The sequence below is a fragment of the Streptomyces sp. NPDC102406 genome (assembly GCF_044765725.1).
In the GTDB taxonomy this organism is placed as follows: domain Bacteria; phylum Actinomycetota; class Actinomycetes; order Streptomycetales; family Streptomycetaceae; genus Streptomyces.
Window position 1 is genome coordinate 102,351 of the sequence record NZ_JBIWKP010000010.1, and the last position, 23,201, is coordinate 125,551.

20 protein-coding genes are annotated in these 23,201 nt (G+C 72.3%); 5 read left to right on the forward strand and 15 right to left on the reverse strand.

Features of this window, described 5'->3' with window-relative positions:
• Positions 1–31 precede the first annotated feature (31 nt).
• Positions 32–1,237: a DNA polymerase III subunit delta' gene (locus ACIRF8_RS30695; RefSeq protein ID WP_404220042.1), complete on the reverse strand. Its 1,206-nt coding sequence runs from the start codon at positions 1,235–1,237 to the stop codon at positions 32–34.
• A gap of 81 nt (positions 1,238–1,318) precedes the next feature.
• Here ACIRF8_RS30695 and ACIRF8_RS30700 point away from each other — a divergent pair, with 81 nt between their 5' ends.
• Positions 1,319–1,828, forward strand: coding sequence for a GNAT family N-acetyltransferase (locus ACIRF8_RS30700; RefSeq protein ID WP_404220044.1), 510 nt, complete (start codon positions 1,319–1,321; stop codon positions 1,826–1,828).
• Between the two features lie 40 nt (positions 1,829–1,868).
• On the opposite strand, the gene tmk is transcribed toward ACIRF8_RS30700, so the two are convergent.
• Together tmk and topA are read right to left on the reverse strand one after the other, a co-directional pair.
• Entirely contained in the window at positions 1,869–5,117 is a 3,249-nt protein-coding gene (gene tmk, locus ACIRF8_RS30705; RefSeq protein ID WP_404220046.1) for a dTMP kinase, read from the reverse strand.
• Between the two features lie 102 nt (positions 5,118–5,219).
• Positions 5,220–8,066 (reverse strand): type I DNA topoisomerase, encoded by a 2,847-nt coding sequence (gene topA / locus ACIRF8_RS30710; RefSeq protein ID WP_404220048.1) that lies wholly within the window; start codon positions 8,064–8,066, stop codon positions 5,220–5,222.
• A 384-nt stretch (positions 8,067–8,450) separates the two neighbouring features.
• Between topA and ACIRF8_RS30715 the strand changes: the two genes are divergently transcribed.
• The 3 genes from ACIRF8_RS30715 to ACIRF8_RS30725 all read left to right on the forward strand — a co-directional run bounded on the left by ACIRF8_RS30715 (position 8,451) and on the right by ACIRF8_RS30725 (position 9,826).
• Positions 8,451–8,930, forward strand: a complete 480-nt coding sequence (locus ACIRF8_RS30715; RefSeq protein WP_404220050.1) for an NINE protein — start codon at positions 8,451–8,453, stop codon at positions 8,928–8,930.
• Complete coding sequence (locus ACIRF8_RS30720) at positions 8,914–9,321, forward strand: DUF2752 domain-containing protein (RefSeq protein ID WP_404220052.1); 408 nt, start codon at positions 8,914–8,916, stop codon at positions 9,319–9,321. The genes ACIRF8_RS30715 and ACIRF8_RS30720 overlap by 17 nt, the downstream gene beginning before the upstream one ends.
• Positions 9,322–9,544: 223 nt before the next feature.
• Positions 9,545–9,826 (forward strand): TM2 domain-containing protein, encoded by a 282-nt coding sequence (locus tag ACIRF8_RS30725; RefSeq protein ID WP_404220054.1) that lies wholly within the window; start codon positions 9,545–9,547, stop codon positions 9,824–9,826.
• 112 nt (positions 9,827–9,938) lie between these two features.
• Here ACIRF8_RS30725 and ACIRF8_RS30730 read toward each other — a convergent pair whose 3' ends face one another.
• The 6 genes from ACIRF8_RS30730 to bldG all read right to left on the reverse strand — a co-directional run bounded on the left by ACIRF8_RS30730 (position 9,939) and on the right by bldG (position 16,369).
• Positions 9,939–10,136 (reverse strand): hypothetical protein, encoded by a 198-nt coding sequence (locus ACIRF8_RS30730; protein WP_404220056.1) that lies wholly within the window; start codon positions 10,134–10,136, stop codon positions 9,939–9,941.
• Positions 10,137–10,243: 107 nt separating this feature from the next.
• On the reverse strand, positions 10,244–11,797 hold the full coding sequence (locus ACIRF8_RS30735) for a methyltransferase (protein WP_404220058.1): 1,554 nt from the start codon (positions 11,795–11,797) through the stop codon (positions 10,244–10,246).
• A 110-nt stretch (positions 11,798–11,907) separates the two neighbouring features.
• The gene (locus ACIRF8_RS30740) at positions 11,908–12,489 is read right to left on the reverse strand and encodes a small secreted protein (protein WP_404220060.1); all 582 of its coding nucleotides are present in this window, start codon (positions 12,487–12,489) and stop codon (positions 11,908–11,910) included.
• 211 nt (positions 12,490–12,700) lie between these two features.
• Positions 12,701–15,103 (reverse strand): sodium-translocating pyrophosphatase, encoded by a 2,403-nt coding sequence (locus tag ACIRF8_RS30745; protein WP_404220062.1) that lies wholly within the window; start codon positions 15,101–15,103, stop codon positions 12,701–12,703.
• A 354-nt stretch (positions 15,104–15,457) separates the two neighbouring features.
• The gene (locus ACIRF8_RS30750; RefSeq protein WP_404220064.1) at positions 15,458–15,889 is read right to left on the reverse strand and encodes an ATP-binding protein; all 432 of its coding nucleotides are present in this window, start codon (positions 15,887–15,889) and stop codon (positions 15,458–15,460) included.
• Between the two features lie 138 nt (positions 15,890–16,027).
• Positions 16,028–16,369: an anti-sigma factor antagonist BldG gene (gene bldG, locus ACIRF8_RS30755; protein ID WP_003975386.1), complete on the reverse strand. Its 342-nt coding sequence runs from the start codon at positions 16,367–16,369 to the stop codon at positions 16,028–16,030.
• Between the two features lie 81 nt (positions 16,370–16,450).
• Here bldG and ACIRF8_RS30760 point away from each other — a divergent pair, with 81 nt between their 5' ends.
• Positions 16,451–18,937, forward strand: a complete 2,487-nt coding sequence (locus ACIRF8_RS30760; protein WP_404220066.1) for a DEAD/DEAH box helicase — start codon at positions 16,451–16,453, stop codon at positions 18,935–18,937.
• A gap of 114 nt (positions 18,938–19,051) precedes the next feature.
• Here ACIRF8_RS30760 and ACIRF8_RS30765 read toward each other — a convergent pair whose 3' ends face one another.
• From ACIRF8_RS30765 to ACIRF8_RS30790, 6 genes are all read right to left on the reverse strand, one after another.
• Positions 19,052–19,573 (reverse strand): Rv3654c family TadE-like protein, encoded by a 522-nt coding sequence (locus ACIRF8_RS30765; protein ID WP_404220068.1) that lies wholly within the window; start codon positions 19,571–19,573, stop codon positions 19,052–19,054.
• Between the two features lie 7 nt (positions 19,574–19,580).
• Positions 19,581–19,955 (reverse strand): TadE family type IV pilus minor pilin, encoded by a 375-nt coding sequence (locus ACIRF8_RS30770; RefSeq protein ID WP_404220070.1) that lies wholly within the window; start codon positions 19,953–19,955, stop codon positions 19,581–19,583.
• On the reverse strand, positions 19,942–20,106 hold the full coding sequence (locus tag ACIRF8_RS30775; RefSeq protein WP_404220072.1) for a DUF4244 domain-containing protein: 165 nt from the start codon (positions 20,104–20,106) through the stop codon (positions 19,942–19,944). Before ACIRF8_RS30775 ends, ACIRF8_RS30770 begins: the two co-directional genes overlap by 14 nt.
• 148 nt (positions 20,107–20,254) lie before the next feature.
• Positions 20,255–21,043, reverse strand: coding sequence for a type II secretion system F family protein (locus tag ACIRF8_RS30780; protein WP_404220074.1), 789 nt, complete (start codon positions 21,041–21,043; stop codon positions 20,255–20,257).
• A 103-nt stretch (positions 21,044–21,146) separates the two neighbouring features.
• Positions 21,147–22,007: a type II secretion system F family protein gene (locus ACIRF8_RS30785; RefSeq protein ID WP_404220289.1), complete on the reverse strand. Its 861-nt coding sequence runs from the start codon at positions 22,005–22,007 to the stop codon at positions 21,147–21,149.
• Entirely contained in the window at positions 22,004–23,146 is a 1,143-nt protein-coding gene (locus ACIRF8_RS30790) for a TadA family conjugal transfer-associated ATPase (protein ID WP_404220291.1), read from the reverse strand. Before ACIRF8_RS30790 ends, ACIRF8_RS30785 begins: the two co-directional genes overlap by 4 nt.
• Positions 23,147–23,201: the final 55 nt, after the last annotated feature.

Consider the following 23,201-nt stretch of genomic DNA (forward strand, 5'->3'; position numbering starts at 1 on the left):
TCACGGTCCTCTCCGGAGTGCCGCCGCGCCCCTATCCGGCCCGCAGCGCCAACGTCATGGCTTCGACCGCGAGCAGCGGGGCCACATTGCGGTCCAGGGCGTCCCGGCACGCACCGATCGCCTCGATGCGTCTGAGCGTCGACTCCGGTGACGTGCTCCGCGCCAGCCGCTCCAGGGCGTCCTGGATGTCGGTGTTGGCGAGCGCCACCCGCGAGCCGAGTTGGAGGGCGAGGACGTCCCGGTAGACGCCGGTCAGTTCGGTGAGCGCCAGGTCGAGCGAGTCGCGCTGGGAACGCGTCCGGCGCCGCTTCTGCTTGTCCTCCAGGTCCTTCATGACACCGGCCGTGCCGCGCGGCATCCGTCCGCCGCTCTGCGCGCCGAGTGCCGCCTTCAGCTCGTCGGTCTCCTTGGTGTCGACTTCCTCGGCGAGCTGCTTGGAGTCCTCCGCCGCCGCGTCGACCAGCTCCTGCGCCGCCTTGAGGCAGCCCCCGACGTCCTCGACGCGCAGCGGCACCTTCAGCACGGCGGCTCTGCGCTCCCGCGCGCGCGGGTCCGTGGCCAGGCGCCGGGCCCGGTCGATGTGGCCCTGGGTGGCGCGGGCGGCGGTGGCGGCGAGTTCGGGCTCGATGCCGTCGCGTCGTACGAGCATGTCGGCGACGGCTTCGACGGCGGGCGTGCTCAGCGTCAGCAGGCGGCAACGGGAGCGGATCGTGGGCAGCACGTCCTCCACCGAGGGCGCGCACAGCAGCCACACCGTGCGCGGGGCGGGCTCCTCGACGGCCTTGAGCACGGCGTTCGCCGATTTCTCGTTGAGCCGCTCGGCGTCCTCCACGAGGATCACCTGCCAGCGGCCGGTCGCCGGTGACGTGTACGACTTGCGGACGGTGTCGCGCATGTCCTCGGCCAGAATCTGCGTGCCGACCGCGGCCACGGTCGAGACGTCGGCGTGCGTACCGAGCAGCGCGGTGTGGCAGCCGTCGCAGAATCCGCAGCCGGGGGCGCCGCCGAGCGCTCTGTCCGGCGACGTGCACTGGAGCGCCGCCGCGAAGGCCCGAGCGGCGGTGACCCGGCCCGCGCCCGGCGGCCCGGTGAACAGCCAGGCGTGTGTCATCTTCGATCCGGAGGGCGGCGGCGTGCCGGACCCGGCGGCGGTCACCAGGGCGTCCGCGTCCCGCGCGGCCGCGTCCAGCTCCGCGATCACGCGCTCCTGACCGACCAGGTCGTCCCATACGGCCATGGGGATACCGCCCTTTCTCCTGCTCCCGCCATTGTGCCGGGCGCCACTGACAACACCGTCCGCACCGGATTGGCTACGCGGATGACCACCACCGATCTCCGCGTCGAGACCCTGACCGGCGCCGCGCCCCAAGACGCCCCTTCCGGCACCGGCACCGGCACCGGCACCGGCGCCGCGCACAGCGCCCTGATCGCCGACTGGCAGCACGTGCACAACACGATCGTGCCGGTCGCCTCGGCGTATCTCTCCCTCGACGATGTCGCCGAACGAGCCGGGCGTCACGTCCTGGAGGTCGCCTACGCCGGGGACGTCCTCGTCGGCTGCTCGACGGTGCGGGCCCCGCGGGACGGGGTCGCCACGGTGATCTCGCGGGTGCTGCCCGAGCACCGGGGACGGGGCTTCGGCACCGCCCTGTACGAGCGTGGACTCGGCACGGCCCGGGCGCTGGGCGCCGAGCACATCGAGACGGTCCTTCTCGCCTCGAACACGGCGGGTCTGCGCTTCGCGGAACGGGCCGGGTTCACCGTCGAGACCGACCGGTACCGACTGGACGGCGACACCGTCGACTGGGTGGAGCTCAGGCTGGCCTGAATCCTGAACCCTGAGCCCCACCCGGCCGTTCGTCTCCCGGCTACCGGCGCCGCCCCTTGCGGCCCTTGCCGTCGCCCTCGCCCCGGGGGGCGTCATCGTCGTCCTGGCCGCCCAGCAGTTCGTCCGCCAGCGTCGGCAGGTCGTCCAGCGGCGTCTCCTCCGCCCAGTCGGGGCGCGGGCGGCGGCGCGGTCGGCCCTCCTCGTCGAGCTGCGGCAGCTCCGCCGTGCGTTCGGCGCCGGTCTCCGGCGGCGACGCGACCGGTTCGTCGCGGAAGTACCCCTGCGGCACCCTGTCCTCGGCCGCGTCGGAGAACTGCGGGAGGACCGCCGTCTCATCGGTGGCACCGGCGGGCGGCATCGGCAACCGGGTCGTCTCCTCGGCGTCCCGCACGGGCGGCAGCACCGCGGTCTCCTCGGCGTCGGACGGCGCCTTCGGCCGCACGATCGGCGTCGGCACCGTCGTCTCGTTGTCCGGCACGGGCGGCGCGGCGGGCGCGGCGGGCTTCACCGGTGCGGCCGGCGCGGCCGGTTCGGAGGGTGTGGCAGCCGTGTCGGGCGCGGCGGGCTTGCGGAGGTCCGCCGCCCGGCTCGACCCGGCCCAGGCGGACGCGGCCGAACCGGTCACGGCGGTCCCGGTGGTGTCGGAGCCCGGCCGCGGCCCGGTCCCGGTCGAACCGGACGTGCTCGCGCGCGCCGCCTGGGCGGCCTGCGCGGCCTGAGCCGCGAGGCGTCGCGCCTCCTCCGCGCGGATCAGCGCCTCCTCCGCCTTGCGCTGCTTCTCCAGGCGCCGTTCCTCGGCCTCCGCGCGAAGCCGCGCTTCTTCCTCGGCCTGCTTGCGGCGGCGCTCCTCCTCGGCGGCGCGGGCCTGTTCCTCGGCGAGGAGGCGGGCCTGCTCGGCCTCGGCCTTCTTGCGGGCCTCCTCGGCGCGCTGCCGGGCCTCCTCCGCCTGCCGCTCGGCCTCGATGCGCTGCGCCTCCTCCAGCTCGCGGCGCTTGCGCTCCTCCTCCTCGGCGCGCAGCTTGGCGAGCTGTTCCTGACGCTCACGCTCGATGCGCTCTTCCTCGGCCTTGCGCGCGGCCTCTTCCTCGGCCTTGCGCCGCGCTTCCTCCTCGGCCGCCTTGCGGGCCTCTTCCTGCGCCTTGATCTCGGCTTCGGAGAGCGGCAGGAGGACGTCGAGACGGTGGCGCAGGACGGTCGTCACGGCTTCCGGTTCCTGGCCCGCGTCGACCACGAGGTAGCGGCCGGGGTCACCGGCGGCAAGGGTGAGGAAACCGGAGCGCACGCGCGCGTGGAACTCCACCGGCTCCGACTCGAGGCGGTCGGGCGCCTCGGTGAACCGCTCGCGCGCGGTCTCCGGGTCGACGTCGAGCAGCACCGTCAGATGCGGGACGAGCCCGCTGGTGGCCCACCGGTTGATCCGGGCGACCTCGGTCGGCGACAGGTCGCGGCCCGCGCCCTGGTAGGCGACGGACGAGTCGATGTAGCGGTCGGAGATGACGACGGCGCCGCGCTCCAGGGCGGGCCGTACGACGGTGTCGACGTGCTCGGCGCGGTCGGCGGCGTACAGCAGGGCCTCGGCGCGGTGCGACAGTCCTGCGGAGGAGACGTCGAGGAGGATCGAGCGCAGCCGCTTGCCGACGGGCGTGGCCCCCGGCTCGCGCGTGAGCACGACCTCGTGGCCCTTGCCGCGGATCCACTCGGCGAGCGCCTCGGCCTGGGTCGACTTGCCTGCGCCGTCGCCGCCCTCCAGGGCGATGAAGAAGCCGGTGGCGGCCGGGGCCTGCGCCGGGTCGTTGCCCTTGAGCAGGGCGTCCCTGAGGTCGTGCCGCAGGGGTACGCCGCTGCGGTCGTCGGCCTTGGCGAGGACCAGGGCGGCGACGGGCAGCAGCAGTGCGCCCACCAGCATCAGCGTGAACGCGGCGCCGCCGTGCGCGAAGACGAACTTGCCGTTCTCCAGGCGGTGCGGGCCGATGAGCGCGGCGAGCACGGGCGCGACAAGGGCGCCGAGCGCGACGCTGACCCGTACGACGGCTTGGAGGTGCTCGGTGACGCGGGCCCGCCGGTACTCCTCGCTCTCCTGGTCGAGCAGGGTGTGCCCGGTGTTCGCGGTGACGCCCGCGGTGACTCCGGCGAGGGTGACGACCAGGACGACCGTGGTCACGTCGGGGACGAGCCCGGCGGCGAGCAGCGCGATGCCGGTGAGCGCGATGGCGAGCGCGAGCAGGCGGCGCCGGGACAGGGTCGGCAGCACGGTCGGCGCGGTGCGGATGCCGACGACGGTGCCGCCGGTCAGGCCGAGCACGAGCAGCCCGAACGTGACCGGGCCCCCGCCCAGATCCTTGGCGTGCAGTACGGACACGGCGACGGCGGCGGCGATCGCCGCGGCGACGGCGGCGCAGGCGAGGACGAGCAGCGGGATCGCACCGGTGCGGCCCTTGTCGACGCCGCTGCCGGTCTTCGGGCGGCGCAGCCCTTCGAGGGGCGAGCGCGCGCGCGGGGTCTGCGTTCCGGGCAGTTCGAGGAAGAAGACGACGGACAGCGAGGCGGCGAACAGCCCCGCGCCCACGTAGGAGGCCAGCGCGACCTGGTGCTGCGCGAACCAGTCGACGCCCGCGCCGATCAGGTTCTCGATGAGCGTCACGAGGACGAGTACGGCCGCGGCCAGCGGGATCGCCACGAAGCCGGTGCGCAACGAGAGGCGGCGCAGCGCGTCCATGTGATCGGGCAACGGCCGTACGGCCGCGCCCTCCAGGGGCGGCGCGGGCAGCAGGGCCGGGGCGGCGCTCTCCTTGGCGACGGTCCAGAACCGCTCGGCGACCCCGGCGACGAACGTTGTCACGAGGATCAGCGCCGGTGCGTTGTCCGGGGTCCAGTCGATCCACAGGGGCGCGACGATCAGCAGTGCGGCCCGCAGCCCGTCGGCGCCGACCATGGTCCAGCGCCGGTCGAGGGGCCCGCCGGGGGTCGTCAGCGAGGTCAGCGGTCCGAGCAGGACGGCGCCGAACAGCAGCGTCGACAGGATGCGCGCCCCGAACACCGCGGCGACGGCGAAGGCCGCGCCCCGGTACCCACCGCCGAACGAGCCCTGGGCGATGGCCGCCTGGAGGGCGAGCACCACGAGCACAAGCAGCCCGAGCGCATCACCCACCCCGCCGACGAGCTGCGCGGACCACAGTCGCCTCAACTGAGGTACGCGCAGGAGGGCGCGCACGGCGCGCTCTCGGGAGTCCGCTACCAGGGCGTTGTCTGGGGCCGTGGGGGGGGCCGTTGGCTGCTCGGCACGGGTCATTCGTCCAGCCTATCGGGACGGACCGACACTCCGGGTGCCCACCCGAACAAATGGACGCCCCCGGGAAAGGATCCCGGAGGCGCCCACTCCACATACGTGGTCCTACTCGGCCGGTGCCGCCTTCTTCGCGGGCGCCTTCTTGGCAGCGGTCTTCTTGGCGGTGGTCGTCTTCGCCGCCGTCTTCTTGGCCGCCGCCTTCTTGGCGGGTGCCTTCTTCGCGGGCGCCTTCTTGGCAGCGGTCTTCTTCGCCGTCTTCTTGGCGGGGCCCTTGGCCCGCTTCTCCGCGAGCAGCTCGTAGCCGCGCTCGGGCGTGATCTCCTCCACGGAGTCCCCGGAGCGCAGTGTGGCGTTCGTCTCGCCGTCGGTGACGTACGCGCCGAAACGGCCGTCCTTCACCACGACCGGCTTCCCGCTGACCGGATCCTCGCCGAGCTCCTTCAGCGGCGGCTTGGCCGCCGCGCGCCCGCGCTGCTTGGGCTGCGCGTAGATCTCCAGGGCCTCTTCGAGCGTGATGGTGAAGAGCTGGTCCTCGCTCGTCAGGGAGCGCGAGTCCGTGCCCTTCTTCAGGTACGGCCCGTACCGCCCGTTCTGCGCGGTGATCTCGACGCCCTCGGCGTCGGTCCCCACCACGCGCGGCAGCGACATCAGCTTGAGCGCGTCCTCCAGGGTCACCGTGTCGAGCGACATGCTCTTGAAGAGGGAGGCGGTACGCGGCTTCACCGCGTTCTTGCCGGTCTTCGGGGTGCCCTCGGGCAGCACCTCGGTGACGTACGGACCGTAGCGCCCGTCCTTGGCGATGATCTGGTGGCCGCTGGCCGGGTCCGTGCCCAGCTCGAAGTCGCCGCTCGGCTTGGCGAGGAGTTCCTCCGCGTACTCCACCGACAGTTCGTCGGGGGCGAGGTCCTCGGGGACGTCCGCGCGCTGGTGGTTCTCGGAGTCGCGCTCGCCGCGCTCGATGTAGGGGCCGTAGCGCCCCACCCGGAGCACGATGTCGTTGCCGACCGGGAAGGACGAGACCTCGCGGGCGTCGATGGCGCCCAGGTCCGTGACGAGCTCCTTGAGGCCGCCGAGGTGGTCCCCGTCCCCGTTGCCCGCGTCGGCCGCGCTGGGGTCGGCGCTCGCGGCGGCGCCGTTGCCGGACGCCTCGGCGCCGAAGTAGAAACGCTTCAGCCACGGTACGGACCGGGCCTCGCCCCGCGCGATGCGGTCGAGGTCGTCCTCCATCTTGGCGGTGAAGTCGTAGTCGACGAGCCGGCCGAAGTGCTTCTCCAGCAGGTTGACGACGGCGAACGACAGGAAGGAGGGGACCAGCGCGGTCCCCTTCTTGAAGACGTAGCCGCGGTCGAGGATCGTGCCGATGATCGACGCGTACGTCGACGGGCGGCCGATCTCGCGCTCTTCCAGCTCCTTGACCAGCGAGGCCTCGGTGTAGCGGGCCGGCGGCTTGGTCGCGTGCCCGTCGACCGACAGCTCCTCGGCGGTCAGCGGGTCGCCCTCGGTGACCTGCGGGAGGCGGCGCTCGCGGTCGTCCAGCTCCGCGTTCGGGTCGTCGGCGCCCTCCACGTAGGCCTTGAGGAAGCCGTGGAAGGTGATGGTCTTGCCGGACGCGCTGAACTCGGCGTCCCGGCCGTCGCTGGAGCGGCCCGCGATCTTGACGGTGACCGAGTTGCCGACCGCGTCCTTCATCTGGGAGGCGACGGTGCGCTTCCAGATCAGCTCGTACAGCTTGAACTGGTCGCCGGTCAGACCGGTCTCGGCAGGCGTGCGGAAGCGGTCGCCGGAGGGGCGGATCGCCTCGTGCGCCTCCTGCGCGTTCTTGACCTTGCCGGCGTACGTGCGCGGCTTGTCCGGCAGGTAGTCGGCGCCGTACAACTGCGTGACCTGCGCGCGGGCGGCCGAGACGGCCGTGTCCGACAGCGTCGTGGAGTCCGTACGCATATAGGTGATGAAGCCGTTCTCGTACAGCTTCTGGGCCACCTGCATGGTCGCCTTGGCGCCGAAGCCCAGCTTGCGCGACGCCTCCTGTTGCAGCGTCGTCGTACGGAACGGGGCGTACGGCGAGCGGCGGTACGGCTTGGACTCGACGGAGCGGACGGCGAACGACGTGTCCTGGAGGGCGGCGGCGAGCGCACGCGCGTTCGCCTCGTCCAGGTGCAGGGTGTTCGCCGAGTTCCCGCCCTTGATCTGGCCGAGCGAGTCGAAGTCGCGGCCCTGCGCGATGCGCTTGCCGTCGACGGCGCTGAGGCGCGCGACGAGCGACGACGGATCGGAGGGGTCACCGGCGCGGCCGGTCGCGAACGTGCCGGTCAGATCCCAGTACTCGGCGGAGCGGAAGGCGATGCGCTCGCGCTCCCGCTCGACGACGAGCCGGGTCGCCACGGACTGGACGCGGCCCGCCGACAGCTTCGGCATGACCTTCTTCCACAGGACCGGCGAGACCTCGTAGCCGTAGAGACGGTCGAGGATGCGGCGGGTCTCCTGGGCGTCGACCATCCGCTTGTTGAGCTCGCGCGGGTTGGCGACGGCGCTGCGGATCGCGTCCTTGGTGATCTCGTGGAAGACCATCCGGTGGACGGGGACCTTGGGCTTCAGGACCTCCAGGAGGTGCCACGCGATGGCTTCGCCCTCGCGGTCCTCATCGGTGGCGAGGAAGAGTTCGTCGGAATCCTTCAGCAGGTCCTTGAGCTTCTTGACCTGGGCCTTCTTGTCGGCGTTGACGACATAGATGGGCTGGAAGTCGTTGTTGACGTCCACGCCGAGGCGGCGCACCTCGCCGGTGTACTTCTCGGGGACCTCGGCCGCCCCGCTGGGGAGGTCGCGGATGTGCCCGACGCTCGCTTCGACGACGTACCCAGGGCCGAGATAGCCCTTGATCGTCTTCGCCTTGGCGGGCGACTCGACGATGACGAGTCGGCGGCCGCCCTGTGCGGTCTCGCTGGTCGGGGACAACTTCGCTCTTCTCTCCGGTCGGCGGTTGAGGCTGCTTTTTTGACGGTGTCCCGTCGGTGACTACAGCACTGCTGCGGAGTGTGACGGTACCTCCCGCCGGTGTGTCAAACGGGAAAAGCACGCAGCAGCCACTCGGAACGGTAACCCGACTCCTCGTGATCCTGCCCCCGGACCCGGGAGCGGACCCTTCGCCTCCGGGTAGCCGCAAGATCACTGTGCGTGCCGCGAAGGGCCACGTTCCTGTCACGAAAGTCCCCATTGCGCTCCGGTCGCGCTCCCTCACTCCCCTCCTTTATCTCCTCCTGACAAGATGGCGGACGGCTGGGGGAGCCCGAGGGAAGCCCCGGCTCGTCCCCACCGGCATCCCGACCCAGGAGCATCCCCATGTCCGACAGCAACCCCTACGGCCAGCAGCCCCCGCAGGAACAGCCCGGCGCGAACCCCTACGGCTACCCGCAGCAGGGCCCGCAGCCCGGCTACGGCGCCGCTCCGGGCCAGCCCGGCCAGCCCCCGCAGGGCGGCCAGCCCACCTACGGCTACCCGTACCCCGGCTCCGCTCCCGCCGGCGGCGCCTACCCGCCCCAGCCCCAGCCCGGGATGCCCGTCGCCTACGACCCGAACGCGCCGTTCGGCTACGACCCCTACGGTCGCCCGTACTCGGACAAGTCGAAGATCGTCGCCGGTGTCCTCCAGCTCTTCCTGGGCACCCTCGGCGTCGGCCGTTTCTACATCGGCAACGTCGGCATCGGTCTCGCTCAACTGTTCACCTGCGGCGGATTCGGCATCTGGGCCCTGATCGACGGCATCATCCTGCTGACCAGCAGCAACACCACCGATTCCAACGGCCGTGTCCTCCGCGGCTGACCGGCTGCCGCCCGTCCTGCGCCACCCGGCGGCAGCGCCCCTGGGGGTTCTGGCCGCCGGGTTCGCGGGCGCTCTCTACCTGTACGGCACAGATCCGCACGAGTCGGGGCACTGGCTGCCGCGCTGTCCCTTCCGGCTCGTCACCGGGCTGCTGTGCCCGGCGTGCGGCGGGACGCGCATGGTCTACGACCTGATGCACGGCCGGTTCGGCATGGCCTGGCACGACAACCGGGCATTGCTGCTCGCCGCCCCGTTCGCCCTGGCCCTGCTCGCCCGTTGGGCCTACGAAGGGTTTCGCGGGCGCCGCTGGCGACCGACACCGAGGCCGCGCACGCAGGCGGCGATCCTGCTCGCCGCGGTCGCCTGGGCGATCCTGCGCAACGTGACCTGACTTCGCGTCACCCGGCGTTTCCCCGACCGCCGATGGGTGCGGACGGCACACAGGTCACAAACCCGCCACGATCCACGCCGAAATCGCCGTCACCTGACCGACTGCCCTTACTTTTGGGCTCTCCGAGGCCGCGCCACGTCCCCCACCGCGCGTCCGCCTCACACTTCCGCTCAGGAGCGTGGCTCTGCCGCGCCCTATTGCTGTCCCCAAGGAGCCATCCGCCATGTCGCACCCCGCTCAGCCCGCCCCGTCCGACCCGAACGCCCCGTACGGCTACGACCCGCAGGGCCGCCCGTACTCCGACAAGTCGAAGATCGTGGCGGGCGTCCTCCAGCTCTTCCTGGGCGGCCTGGGCATCGGCCGGTTCTACGTCGGCAACGCCGGCGTGGGCGTCGCCCAGCTCCTCACCTGCGGCGGCCTGGGCATCTGGGCCCTGATCGACGCGATTCTCTTCTTCACGAGCAACGACCGCACCGACGGTCAGGGCCGGGTACTGCGCGGCTGACACCGCCCCCGGCACCCCCTGGCGCCACGCGCCGACGCCCGCCCCGGACCACTCCGGAGGCGGGCGTCGCCGTACATGCGGGCAGCTTTGACCGGGCGTCAGGCGCTCCGTGTCACACCTGGCCGAAACACCACGCCGCCAACGCCAGGAACCCCACACCCGCCGCCCCGGCGAGCACCGCCGACGCCACCGGGCGCACCCCGTACGCCACCGGCTCATGGTGCGCCGCGCGGACCCCCGTCCACACGACGAGCCCCGCGCCGAACAGCGCGAACACCGTGCCCGCGAAGACCGCAGGTGCACTCTCCATCGCCTTGCCTCCCCCCTGTCGGGACAGCCCCCGCCGCCCAGGCGGTGACGCTGGCACGGGCAGCGGAATTCCGGGTGAACTGCCGGGCAGCGCAAGGCGAAGAGGAGTCAGCCGAGCGGTGCCGCGGGGCCGGACGGCTCCAGGAATCCCTGCTCGACCAGCGTACGGATCTGTGCCGGAGTGCGGTCGCGCAGCAACACCTGCTCCTCGCCGACGAGTTGCGCGATGGCGTCGAGGATCCGCCCGGCGCTCAGCGTCCCGTCGCACACGCCCGCGAACCCGGCGCCGACCGTGTCCACCTTCGTCGCCCGGCGCATCCCGCGCCCCTGCCGCAGCACGACGTGCTCCGGGTCCTCGGCGCCCGGCAGCCCGACCTGCTCCTGCACGACCTCACCGGCGAGCACGAACGAGGACTCCAGCAGCGCCGCGTCGTCGTGCGTGCGCAGCCAGTCGATCCGCTCGAAGTGCGCCCGTACCGTCTCGCCGAGCGGCTGCTCGACCGGGTGCGGCCACTCCTCGACGACGATGGACGGCTCGTCGGAGCCGGTCTTCCTGAGGGTGATCCACCCGAACCCGACAGCGGTCACCTTGCGCGCCTCGAACTCGTCGAGCCACGCGTCGTACCGCGCCGCGTACTCGGCGGGATCGGCGCGGTGGTCACCGGCGTCGCGCAGCCACAGCTCGGCGTACTGCGTGATGTCCTGCACCTCGCGCTGGACGATCCAGGCGTCGCAGCCGCGCGGCACCCAGGAGCGCAGCCGCTCGGTCCACTCCTCCCCGTCCACGTGCTGCCAGTTGGCCAGGAACTGCGCGTATCCCCCCTCGTTGAGATGCTCTCCCGCTCCCTGAACGAGCGAGCGGCACAGATCGTCCCCGCCCATCCCGCCGTCGCGGTAGGTGAGCCGCGCCCCGGGCGAGATGACGAACGGCGGGTTCGACACGATCAGGTCGTACGTCGCGTCGGCCCCCTCGCCGACGGGCTCGTACAGCGAGCCCTCGCGCAGCTCGGCGGCGGGCACGCCGGACAGGGCGAGGGTGAGCGCGGTGATGTGCAGCGCGCGGGGGTTGAGGTCGGTCGCGGTGACGCGGGTGGCGTGGCGTGCCGCGTGCAGGGCCTGGATCCCGGAGCCGGTACCGAGGTCGAGGGCGGACGCGACGGGCGTACGGACGGTGATGCCGGCGAGCGTGGTGGACGCCCCGCCGACGCCGAGCACGACGCCTTCCGCGTGGCTGCCGATGCCACCGGCGCCACCGACCGCGCAGCCGAGGTCGGAGACGATGAACCAGTCCTCACCGTCGGGTCCGCCGTACGGGCGTACGTCGACGGTGGCGGCCACCGCGGCGGTCGCCCCGTCACCGGTCTCCCGCAGCCACCCGCTCGCCCGGCACGCGTCGAGGGGCAGCACCTCGGCGACGCGTTCGCGCGGTACGGGTTGTTGCAGCAGGAAGAGCCGGACGAGCGTCTCCAGGGGCGAGTCCCCCCGGGTGGCGCGCAGCGCGGGCACGGTCTCACTGCGGGCGAGCGCCGCGTAGGCGGGCGCGCCGAGCAGTTCGAGCAGGCCGTCGGCGGTGAATTCGGCGGCGAGCAGGGCGGCGCGCAGGGCGGCGGCGACGTCGGGTCGGTCGGCGGCGGGCAGGGCGGGGGCAGCGGGAGAACTCACCCCTCCATTGTGACGGCTTCCCGCTCCGTGGCGGCGCCCCCGGCACGACGTCGCCCCCGGTGCCGCGCGGAGGAAGGCGCGGCGCTGGGGGCGTCGGGGACAGGCAGGTACTAGGAGGCCGACGGCGTGGCGGACGCGCTCTTGCAGCTCTCCTGCTTGGCCATCGCCTTGCCCACGTCGCCCTCCTCCAGGTTCTTCAGGGCATCGCTGCCGGACTGGCTCAGCTTGTCGAGCTCGCCCGCGATGTCCTTGAGGCCCTCGGCGAACTTCGCCTGGTCGCCGGTGTTCAACTTGTCGACCTGCTTCTTCAGGTCGGCGTACGACGTCGAGATCTTGTCCAGCTCCTTGACGGCGTTCTGCTGCTTCGTCTTGCCGTCGTCGACGTTCGGGGCGCCCGCCTTGTCGACGGCGTCACCGATCGCCTTGTACGCGTCGGACATGTCCTGGAACGCCTTGGAGTCCGTCTTCTGGACGTCGGCCGGCGCGCTGTTGTCCGAGGTCTCCTTCTGGATCGCGGCGTTGGCCGCCTCGATCTTCTTGGCCTGCGGCTGGACCGCGTCGCAGACCTGCTTGGCCCAGGAGTCCAACTTGTCGTTGCCGTCGTCTCCGCAACCCGACAAGGCCAGTACCAGTACCGCACCGCCGGACAGTGCGGCTGCGAGCTTCTTGTTCACCGGATCGGTCCCTTCCATGGCTCTCGGCCCCGGAACTTACACGCCGAGCACACGACAATCGCATCCCGGGCGCCCGGTAAGACCGCTTTGTTGACCTTTAGCAGCCATTTGCACCAAGGGAGAGAAGGCTCACGGAAGACAAGGGGCGACGTACGGAGCGAGCGGCGGACGGACCAAGGGGCGGACGGCCCGTCAACACGAGCCGTCCGCCCACCTGTTGCACGTCGCACTAGGTGCGGGAGGGTGCCACCTCCGGGTCCGCCGGCTTCGGTACCCGGCCCGCGCCGGGTCCGTCGCTGCCGTCCTCGTCGTCGCTGACCGCGATGCCGCGCCGCTTGGAGACGTACACCGCGCCGACGATGACCACGAGCGCGACGACGGCGACCACGACCCGTACGGGCACGCTCGCGTCGTCCCCGTAGCTGAACTTGACGACCGCGGGCGCGATGAGCAGCGCGACGAGGTTCATCACCTTCAGCAGCGGGTTGATCGCGGGCCCCGCCGTGTCCTTGAACGGGTCCCCGATCGTGTCACCGATCACGGTCGCCGCATGGGCCTCGCTGCCCTTGCCGCCGTGGTGCCCGTCCTCGACAAGTTTCTTCGCGTTGTCCCACGCGCCACCGGAGTTGGCGAGGAAGACGGCCATCAGCGTGCCGGTGCCGATGGCGCCCGCGAGGTAGGCGCCCAGGGCGCCGACGCCGAGCGTGAAGCCGACCGCGATCGGCGCCATGACGGCGAGCAGCCCGGGCGTGGCGAGTTCCCTGAGCGCGTCCTTGGTGCAGATGTCGACGACGCGCCCGTACTCCGGTTCCTCCGTGTAGTCCATGATCCCGGGGTGCTCGCGGAACTGCCGGCGCACCTCGTAGACCACCGAACCCGCCGACCGGGACACGGCGTTGATGGCGAGTCCGGAGAAGAGGAACACCACCGCGGCGCCGCCGATGAGCCCCACCAGGTTGTTGGGTTGCGAGATGTCCATCACGAGGTTCATCGGCCCGCCGTCGCCGACTTTCTCCCCGACGTCCCGCGCGGCGGTGAAGATCGCGTCGCGGTACGAGCCGAACAGTGCGGCGGCGGCGAGTACGGCGGTGGCGATGGCGATGCCCTTGGTGATGGCCTTCGTCGTGTTGCCGACGGCGTCCAGGTCGGTGAGGACCTGCGCGCCCGCGCCCTGGACGTCGCCGGACATCTCGGCGATGCCCTGCGCGTTGTCGGAGACCGGCCCGAAGGTGTCCATGGCCACGATGACCCCGACGGTGGTGAGCAGCCCGGTGCCGGCCAGCGCGACCGCGAACAGCGCGAGCATGATCGACGTGCCGCCGAGCAGGAACGCCCCGTAGACGCCGAGCCCGATCAGCACGGCGGTGTAGACCGCTGATTCGAGCCCGAGGGAGATCCCGGCGAGCACGACGGTCGCGGGCCCGGTCAGCGATGTCTTGCCGATGTCCCTGACCGGGCGCCGGGTCGTCTCGGTGAAGTAGCCGGTGAGCTGCTGGATCAACGCGGCGAGCACGATGCCGATGGCCACGGCGACGACCGCGAGGATCCGCGGATCGCCGTCCTTGACGCGGATCGCCACGTCGGTGACCCCGTCCAGGTCCGCGTACGTCCCGGGGAGGTAGACGTAGACGGCCACGGCGACGAGGGCGAGTGAGATCAGTGCCGAGATGAAGAATCCGCGGTTGATCGCGCTCATCCCGCTGCGGTCGGTACGGCGGGGCGCGACGGCGAAAATGCCGATCATCGCGGTGACGACCCCGATCGCGGGCACGATCAGCGGGAACGCGAGCCCGGCGTCGCCGAACGCCGCCTTGCCGAGGATCAGCGCGGCGACCAGCGTGACGGCGTAGGACTCGAAGAGGTCGGCGGCCATGCCGGCGCAGTCCCCGACGTTGTCGCCCACGTTGTCGGCGATGGTCGCGGCGTTGCGCGGGTCGTCCTCCGGGATGCCCTGCTCGACCTTGCCGACCAAGTCGGCGCCGACGTCGGCGGCCTTGGTGAAGATGCCGCCGCCGACCCTCATGAACATCGCGATCAGTGCGGCGCCGAGCCCGAACCCCTCCAGGACCTTGGGCGCGTCGGCCGCGTAGACGAGCACGACACAGGAGGCGCCGAGCAGGCCGAGCCCCACCGTGAACATGCCGACGACGCCGCCCGTGCGGAAAGCGATCTTCATGGCTTTGTGCGAGACGGCGGTGAGATCCTTTTCCGGCTCGCCTTCCGCCGGCGTCGCTTCCCGGGCCGCGGCGGCGACACGCACATTGCTGCGCACCGCGAGCCACATTCCGATATAGCCGGTGACCGCCGAGAAGCCCGCGCCGACCAGGAAGAAGATCGAACGTCCTGCCCGTTGATTCCAGTCGTCCGCGGGAAGCAGCATGAGCAGGAAGAACACCGCGACGGCGAATATGCCGAGGGTACGCAGTTGTCGACCCAGATAGGCTTTCGCGCCTGCCTGGATCGCCGCCGCGATCTTCTTCATGGATTCCGTTCCCTCACCGGCCGCGAGCACCTGGCGCACCAGGACTCCGGCGACGGCGAGCGCCGCGAGCGCGACGACGGCGATGACGATCACGATCAGACGGTTGTCGTCCGTCAGGACTGCGGCTGCGAAGGTAGAGGGCTCCGCCATTCGTCCTCCTTGACGCTTGGGCTGAGCTCAAGATGTGGACGGATTGTAGGGAGCGGAACCTGATCAAAACAGTACGCGGCAAACGTTTATGTTCTTCATCCGCGATCCGGTGAATAAACCTTTAACACCCCTGAGGCATTACCGGCGATGTGATCTACGAAGACACCCATAAAACTGATCTAGTAAAGCTGATCTAGAAATTCGGGAGAAATCATTCCGGCATGGGGCGGGACGCGGGGAGGCGCGTAGGCAGGAAACTCGCCAGGGAACACGGAAAAGGCCCTGCTCACCACGGGGGTGACCAGGGCCTCGTCGAAGATCGGCGGCGCGGGGCGCCGGAGTCGTCGTCCAGGGCTACGAGAGCGTCAACGGCACGATGGGCCATGTCATCCGAAGGAGACCACCGGACTCGTCGGCGGTCACCTCGACATCGTCCACGAGACCACTGATGACGGCGAGTCCCATCTCGTCCTCGCCCTCCGCCTCAAGTTCGTCACCGCCGTGCGGCCCGGGCGTGTCGGGATCGACCACGGTGCGCGGTGCCTCGTCGCCGACCTCGATGGAGAACTGCTTCTCCTCCTCGATCAGCGCCACCCGCACCGGCGCCGAGATGTCACTGCTCTGGTGCAGCCCCACGGCACGGCTGCACGCCTCGCCGACGGCGAGCCTGACCTCGTCGAGGACCGCCTCGTCCACGCCCGCCCTGCGCGCCACCGCGGCCGCCACGAGTCGGGCGGTCCTGACGTGCTCGGGCAGAGGGCTGAAGCGGAGTTCGACGGTGGCCATGCATCCCCCTCGGACGTACAGGCGAGCTCTCGGGGACCGAACCGGCCAAGGACCGGCCCCCAACCATCAACCGGACCGGCCCGACCGGCCGGATCCACTGGATCCGCCGGATCGGGCTGATCCCTTCGATCAACGCGATCAGTCGGTCGCCGCGACGGCTTCCTCGACCGAGGTGTGGATCGGGAACACCTTGGTCAGACCCGTGATCCTGAAAATCTTGAGAATGCGCTCCTGGTTGCAGACCAGGCGCAGCGAACCCTCATGGGCCCGCACACGCTTGAGGCCGCCGACCAGCACGCCGAGCCCTGTGGAGTCGAGGAAGTCCACGCCCTCCATGTCGACGACAAGGTGGAAACTGCCGTCGTTCACCAGCTCAACGAGCTGTTCGCGCAACTTGGGCGCGGTATATACATCGATTTCGCCACCGACCTCGACGACCGTACGATCGCCGACGGTACGGGTCGACAGGGACAGGTCCACGGATCCTCCAGCACCTTGCTATCGAGCGGTCGCCCCGCAGGGATACCTCGGCTTGATCCCCGGGACGGTTCGCCAGCCGCGATGGCATTCAATCACTTACCGGCAGGCGTGCACGACGCCTTGGAGGCATTGTCCGTCACGCCAGTGACACACTCGGTGCCGATGGCCAAGAATCACCGACCCGATCGACCCCTGTCGCCCGCTGCCTCGCGCCCCTCTCCGGGGGCGGTTCTGGAGCGGCTCGCCTCGGGTCCGAACAGGGCTGCGCGCATCACTCATACGGAGCACTTGCCCCCTCGTCCGGGCCGTCATGCCGTCTGGCCCGATCGGATCCGGTCCGAGGTCATCGCGGCGGTGCAGGAAGCCGGAATCGAACACCCCTGGGCCCACCAGGCCCGCGCCGCCGAGCACGCCCTGGACGGCGAATCGGTGATCGTCGCCACCGGCACGGCCTCCGGCAAGTCCCTCGCCTACCTGGTTCCCGTCCTCTCGAAGCTGCTCGACGGGTCCGAGGCGCCGAACGGGCGCGGCGCGACCGCCCTCTACCTCGCCCCGACGAAGGCCCTCGCCGCCGACCAGTGCCGATCCGTGAAGGAACTTTCACAACCTCTGGGCACGTCGATCCGTCCCGCGGTCTACGACGGCGACACCCCGTTCGAGGAACGCGAGTGGGTACGCCAGTACGGGAACTACGTCCTGACCAACCCCGACATGCTGCACCGCGGGATATTGCCCTCCCACCCGCGCTGGTCCTCCTTCCTGAAAGCGCTCAAGTACGTCGTCATCGACGAGTGCCACACCTACCGCGGCGTCTTCGGCTCGCACGTCGCCCAGGTGCTGCGCCGCCTGCGCCGCCTCTGCGCCCGCTACGGCTCCTCCCCCGTCTTCCTCCTCGCCTCGGCCACGGCGGCCGAGCCGGCCGTCGCCGCCGGCCGGCTGACGGGACTGCCGGTCGTCGAGGTCGCCGACGACGCCTCACCCCGCGGCGAACTCGTCTTCGCCCTCTGGGAGCCCCCTCTCACCGAGATGCACGGCGAGAAGGGCGCCCCGGTGCGCCGCACCGCCACCGCCGAGACCGCGGACCTCCTCACCGACCTGACCGTGCAGGGCGTCCGCTCCGTGGCGTTCGTACGTTCCCGGCGGGGCGCCGAGCTGATCTCGGTGATCGCCCAGGAACGCCTCGCCGAGATCGACCGCTCCCTGGTCCGCCGCGTGGCCGCCTACCGCGGCGGCTACCTCTCGGAGGAACGCCGCGCCCTCGAAGCCGCCCTGCACTCCGGTGAGCTCCTCGGTCTGGCCGCCACCACCGCCCTCGAACTCGGCATCGACGTCTCGGGCCTCGACGCCGTCGTCATCGCCGGTTACCCGGGCACCCGCGCCTCGCTGTGGCAGCAGGCGGGCCGCGCGGGCCGCTCCGGGCAGGGCGCCCTCGCCGTCCTCGTCGCCCGCGACGACCCGCTGGACACCTACCTGGTCCACCACCCCGAGGCCCTCTTCGACCAGCCCGTCGAGTCGACGGTCCTGGACCCCGACAACCCGTACGTGCTCGCCCCCCATCTGTGCGCCGCGGCTGCCGAGCTCCCGCTCACCGAGACGGACGTCGAGCTGTTCGGGCCGACGACGACGGAACTCCTCCCGCAACTCGAAGCGGCGAAACTGCTCCGCCGCCGCGTGAAGGCCTGGCACTGGACGCGCCGCGAGTCCGCCGCCGACCTCGCCGACATCCGCGGTGAGGGCGGCAACCCGGTGCAGATCGTCGAAGCCACCACAGGCCGACTGCTCGGCACCGTCGACGCGGGCTCCGCGCACACCACCGTCCACGACGGCGCCGTCCACCTCCACCAGGGCCGCACCTACGTCGTCAAACACCTCGACCTCGACGACGACGTCGCCCTGGTCGAACCCGGCAGCCCGACCTACTCCACCACCGCCCGCGACACCACCGCCATCTCCATCCTGGAGACGGACGTCGAAGTCCCCTGGGGCGAGGGCCGGTTGTGCTACGGCTCGGTCGAGGTCACCAACCAGGTCGTCGGCTATCTCCGCCGCCGCCTCATCACCGGCGAAGTCCTCGGCGAGACCAAACTCGACCTCCCCCCGCGCACCCTGCGCACCCGCGCCGTGTGGTGGACGGTCACCGAGGACCAACTCGACGCCGCCCGTATCAACCCCGAGATCCTCGGCGGCGCCCTGCACGCCGCCGAACACGCCTCCATCGGCATGCTCCCCCTCTTCGCCACCTGCGACCGCTGGGACATCGGCGGCGTCTCGATCCCCCTCCACCCGGACACCCTGCTCCCCACCGTCTTCGTCTACGACGGCCACCCCGGCGGGGCGGGCTTCGCCGAACGCGCCTTCCACACCGCCCGGGAATGGCTGACCGCCACCCGCGCGGCCATCGCCTCCTGCGAATGCGAGGCGGGCTGCCCCTCCTGCATCCAGTCCCCCAAGTGCGGCAACGGCAACGAGCCCTTGCACAAGCGGGGCGCGGTTCGACTCCTTTCGACGCTGCTGGAGGGAGCGAAGGGGCTGGTGGGGCCCGAGGGGCCGGAGGGGGCGAAGCAGTGAGCGGCTGACGCCGTGCACCGGACGGCCGGGTGCCGGGCCAGGCAGGTCCCTAGGGGACGCGCCGGGTCGGGGCCGTGTCGGCGGCAGGCCATCACGACGGGACCCGCGTTCTCGTCACCGCCCCTCTCCCGAAGCCCCAGGCGCACCAGGCACGCCGGGGGTACCAGGCACGCCGGGCACACCAGGCACACCAGGCACACCAGGCACACCAGGCACACCAGGCACGCCGGGCGTACCAGGATCACCGCTCGGCATCGGCCCCGCCGGACCCGCCCGTGCCCTGACCTGCGCCGCGAAGATCCCGGCGCCGACGGACGCGGTCACGTCGGACACCTCCCCGTACACCGCGCACCGCATGACGCGCGCACCCTGGGCCCGGGCCACCCGTTCGGCCAGGGCGCAGGCGACCGTCGTTCCCTCCATCCAGTGGTCGGCCGCCGCGAGCGCCGCCAGGTCGGCCGCGCCGCCCGCGCTGTGCCGCACCTCGACGGCTCGTCCCAGGGCCAGCACCCCGCCGAAGATCGCCCCGATCGCGGCGAGCGCCATGGCCACCCACACGGTCGCGGACCCCCGGTCCGAGCCCGTCCGGCCGCGCCCTCGCCGCCTGCGCGCACCTCCCCCGACCCGCTCCCTCATGTCTCCCTCACGTCTCCCCCACCGTCTCCTCCGCGACCGCCACGGCTTGCGCGCCGAGTTCGACGCCCAGTGGTCCCGGGCCCGTCGAACGTGCCCGTACCGTCACCCGGACCAGGTCGCCCTCGCGGCCCACCTCGATCCGCGCGCCGGACGGGGCGGCCTCGCGCGCCGCGCCGATCGCGGCGCCCCGCGGTTCCTGCCGCGCCACCGCTCTGGCCCCGGCCCGTGCCGCGTCCACACATCGGATCTGCGCCGACGCGGCGAGAAGCGCCCAGATCAGCGCCATCGTGAACGCCACCAGCACCGGCAGCACCACAGCCGCCTCCGCCGTCACCATGCCGCGGTCGCGGTGACGGCCGCGCAACGCCTCAGAACGACCCATGGAGGGCCTTCGCCACCAGCGACTGCAACGCCGACTGCACGACATCGCTCGTCACCACCTGGAACAGCAACCCGGCGAACCCCACCGCCGCGATCAGTCCCACCGCGTACTCGGCGCTGACCATGCCCGCGTCCCGACGTGCCGTCCGCACCGCCCTCACCCGGCGCGCCACTCCCGTGCGCAACCGGTCGTGCGTCCGTCCCCTGCGTGTTCCTGTCGTCCCCATCACAACCCCCTGTACGAATCGACGCTGTTCATTTCCTCGCCCGTGCGGTCGGGCAACACCTGCGGGCGTCGGCTCAGCGCCCGCCCAGCACTCCGTCCGCCAGGCCGATCACCACGGGCAGCACCCCGATCACGAGGAAGGCGGGCAGGAAGCACAGCCCCACCGGGGCCGTGATGATCACCGCGGCCCGGCGGGCCACCGCCGTCGCCCGGCGCCCCCGCTCGGCTCTGCACTCCGCGGCGAACCGCGCCACGGGTGCCGCCGCCGGTGCCCCCGACTCCCGCGCCCGCTCCAGCAGCCGGACGAGCGCGTCGGCCCCGGGTATCGACGCCAACTCCCGCCACGCCACGCCCGGCTCGCCGCCGAGTCGTACCTGTGCGGCGCCCCGCGCCATGGCCCGCCCCGCCGGGCCGCCCACCGATTCACCGACGGCGCGGGCGGCTCCCACCGGTTCCGCACCGGCCGCGACGCACGCGGCCAACAGGTCCGCCAGCAGGGGGAGTTGTCGCTCCGCCTCGGCGCGTACTCCCGCACCGATCGCCGCGCCCTCTCCCGCCCGCGCCTCCCTGCCCCGCCACCAGCGCCACACGACGCCCCCGGCGATCACCCCGACCGCCAGCCCCGGTACGCCGCCGACGCACACGTATCCGGTGCTCACCGCCCCGGCCACCGGCGCCCATCGCCGGACCGCGCCGGGCAGTCGCCATGCCTGCCGTCCGGGCCGCTCGGCGACCGCCGCCAGGACGAGCCGGACCCGCCGCCGCACCGCCCGCTCCCGCCGACGCGCCGCGACCTCCGCCAGCAGCCAGGCCACCAGCCCGGCGACGCACAGCACTACCCCCAGCCTGTGGACAACGTCCATCGCCTCTGCCTCCCTCGATCCACCGAGGCACGGCCGAACCAGCCAGTGCCCTCCCCGCCGGGACCCGCCCGCGCCGAACACCCGGCGCCCGCACAGGCCCCTCTCACGCCTCCGCCCCCCGCACGATCCGCACCGCCCACCACAGCCCCGCCGCCTCCAGCGCCCCGCCCACCACCAGGCAGCCCACCCCCGCCCCGGTGTGCAGCAGCACCCGCAACGGCTGGGCGCCCAGCGCCGAGCCGAGCAGCAACCCGAGCGCCGGCAACCCGGCGAGCATCACCACGGTCGACCAGGGCCCGGCCAACTGGGCTCTCAGGTCGGCCCGTTGGTCCCGTTCCGCCCGCAGCGCTCCTGCAAGGCGCTCCAGTCCGGCCGCGAGTCCCGCGCCCCGGTCCACGGCCACCCGCCAGCACGCGGCGAGCCCGTGCAGCCCCTCCGCCCCGGGCTGCCCCGCGACCTCCCGCAGGGCGCCCGGCACATCCCCGCCGAACCGGGCGGCGGCCACCACGGCCGCGCTTCCCGCGCCGGACAAAGCCGCCGATTCTCGTACCGCGACAGCCAGCGCCTCCCCGGGCTGCCGTCCGGCCCGCACCTCCCCCGCCATCAACCCGCACAGCCGGATCACCGCGTCCCCGCGCCGCTCCCGTTCCCGTCGCGCCTCCCGGGTCCGCCGCGCCCGTGCCACACCCGGCACGGCGCAAGCCCCGAGCACGAGCGGCAGCACCGAGGCCCCGATGAACCCGAGCACCAGCCCGGCGACCACGCAGCCCCATTCGGGCCGCGCCCGGACCCGCCTCCACCACCGCTCGACGGCGCCCCGCCACCCCGGCGCCCCCTCCTTCCCCGGGGCGATGCCCAACACCGCCCGAGCCCGTCGCACCTCCGCGTCCCGACGCCCGGCGGCCCAGAACACGGCCACCACTCCCAGCGCCCCCACGACCGCCCCCGCCGGCACCCCGCTCAGCACGGCGACCGCACCCCCAACAGCTCTCCGAGCCGCGGCCACCCCTCCCCAGGCGCGAACCCTCTGTCGCCCCACTCCAGCGCCGACACCGTCCGCACCCACCCGGCCGCGTCCCGCTCCAGTACATGGACCTGCGCGATGCGACGCCGCCCGCTCCGGTCCCGTACGAGGTGCAACACCACGGACACCGCGGCCGCCACCTGGCTGTGCAGCGCCGCACGGTCGAGTCCCGCCGCCGTCCCCAGCGCCTCCAGCCGTACCGGGACATCGCTCGCCGCATTGGCGTGCACGGTCCCGCAGCCTCCCTCGTGCCCGGTGTTGAGCGCCGCCAGGAGCGACACGACCTCGGCTCCGCGCACCTCACCGACCACGAGCCGGTCGGGGCGCATCCGCAGCGCCTGGCGCACCAGGTCCGCCAGCTCGACGGCCCCGGCACCCTCCTGGTTGGCGGGCCGCGCCTCCAGCCGCACCACGTGTGGATGGTCCGGCCGCAACTCGGCGGAGTCCTCGGCCAGCACGATCCGCTCCTGCGGCCCGACCAGGCCGAGCAGCGCGCTCAGCAGCGTCGTCTTGCCGCTGCCCGTACCGCCGCTGATCAGGTACGACAGCCGCGCGTCGAGCAGCGCCCGCAGCACCCGGTCGCCGCCCGGCGGCACGGTCCCGGCCGCCACCAGTTCCTTCAGGGTGAAGGCACGCGGCCGTACGACCCGCAGCGCCAGGCAGGTGCAGCCCACCGCGATCGGCGGCAGCACCGCGTGCAGCCGGGTCCCGTCGGGCAGTCGTGCGTCCACCCAGGGACGGGCGTCGTCCAGGCGCCGCCCCACCACGGCCGCGAGCCGCTGCGCCAGCCTTCGCACGGCTGCCGCGCTCTCGAAGCGGATCTCGGTACGTTCCAGGCCGCCGCCTCGGTCGACCCACACCTGGTCCGGCGCCGACACCAGGACATCCGTCACGGAGGCGTCCGCGAGCAGCGGTTCCAGCGGCCCCGCCCCCACCAACTCGGACCGCAACCGCCCGGCCGCGCCCAGTACTTCGGCGTCGCCGAGGATGCGCCCCTGCGCTCGGAGCGCCTCGGCCACCCGCGCGGGTGTCGCCTCCGCCCCGTTCTCCGCGAGCCACTGGCGTACGCCGTCCAGCATGCGCGCCCCGACCACCGCGCTCACCGGCGGTTCCCCGCATTCGGCTCGCACCAGG